We start from the raw sequence: 1,422 nt of genomic DNA, 5'->3' as shown, positions 1-1,422 counted from the left end.
GGTAAAGGCTTGGCTGTGGCCATGGTCTTGCTCCTGTGGTTGTAGGCATTCGTCCAAAGGATTCTTCTTTTGTGCTTTTTTCTCGTCTTTTGATCATCGCTCGGTGTTTTTTGCTATAGTGACGCTGAACCATGGGATTCCAACAGATCTGGCCAGATCGCAGTTCACCCCTTTTGCAGACCTGCGAGGAACGGCTATGAACAAGAATTCTTTGGAAAGGCACGTACAACGTTTCCTGCTCACCAAACCGAACCTTCAGACTCGGTCATGGTATGCGCGGAGTTTACGTCCTATGGTTGAATTTTTTGGAGGTGACACTCCCTTGGCTGCGATCGACCGCTACGATGCTGAACGATATTGGGAACACTTAAACAACCGTACTGACTGTTGGCAATCTCATCCGAGCAAGCCGACGGTTCGCAAGCGATTGGCGCCGACCACACTATCCAACTATCTCCGAGCAGCCCGTACGTTCTGGACAGAAATGACTCGCCAACGGGAAGTCGAGTACAATCCTTTCGCTCATCTTCAAGCGCCCAAAGACGACCGTCCTCCCCAGATGAAGGCCATCACAGCGGAGGATTTGCGCAAACTGTGGAACTATGCCAGACGGACAGGCGCCCGGGAATTTGCATTGGTGACAGTCTTGGCCACGACTGGCGTCCGGGCTGGCGAGTTGGCGAGCATGACTATCGACCAGCTGAATCTCACGAAGGGAGAGGCGTGGGTATGCGGGAAGCGAGGGTGGCGCAAGATTTTCCTGGGGGAAGTCTGCGTCGAAGCCTTGCGGACCTATCTAGAGGAACGGCCGAATGACCCAAGCAACGCCCTCTGGATCAGTACCCATCATGGTCCGCTCACCAGTGACGGCATTCGCCAGTTGATTGACCGGCTGGCGGAGAGTGCAGGCATTCAAGGGCGGCACAATCTCCATTCGTTTCGGCATCGCCTTGCCCAAGCCTGGCTGGACAACGGCATCAATGCCGAGCTACTGTCTCAGGCCCTGGGCCATGCGAACGTGAAAGTCACTCTGCATATCTACGGCAACCAGGACGACAAACGAGTGCGCAACACAGTCGCTCAGGCGGAGATGCTCCCGTTCCGCGGCCTCTCGGCGTGATTCTTTCACCTAACGTGCGTATTGTTGAAATGCTTTGCTATGGGCAGATGAAAGAATCAACTTCCGAGCTGTACTAGAGGCAAGCACCGCGCGGTGGACAAAAAAGAGGCCTGCCCCGTATTGTAGATTGGGGCAGGCCTCGTCGCGCTGGTCTTAGCGCAGGATATGCTATAACGTTCAGAGTCGAGCGCGAACTCCTAGGGTTTCTTTCGGGTAGATCACAAGTACACAAACGCGAACCTCAGTGAAACCTAGAAACTCATAATCGCTAGGTCACTGGTTCAAGTCCAGTCGTCGCCACT

1 protein-coding gene is annotated in these 1,422 nt (G+C 54.2%); it reads left to right on the top strand.

Features of this window, described 5'->3' with window-relative positions; translation table 11 throughout:
* The first annotated feature begins 196 nt into the window (after positions 1-196).
* Positions 197-1,120, top strand: coding sequence for a hypothetical protein (locus tag D6694_13880; protein RMH36453.1), 924 nt, complete (start codon positions 197-199; stop codon positions 1,118-1,120).
* Positions 1,121-1,422: the final 302 nt, after the last annotated feature.

Source organism: Gammaproteobacteria bacterium (assembly GCA_003696665.1).
In the GTDB taxonomy this organism is placed as follows: domain Bacteria; phylum Pseudomonadota; class Gammaproteobacteria; order Enterobacterales.
This window is presented reverse-complemented; position numbering and strand designations above follow the sequence as displayed.

What these genes read in the sequence shown, in the direction of transcription:
- D6694_13880 (RMH36453.1), top strand. Translation starts at nt 197, where the DNA reads ATGAACAAGAATTCTTTGGAAAGGCACGTACAACGTTTCCTGCTCACC.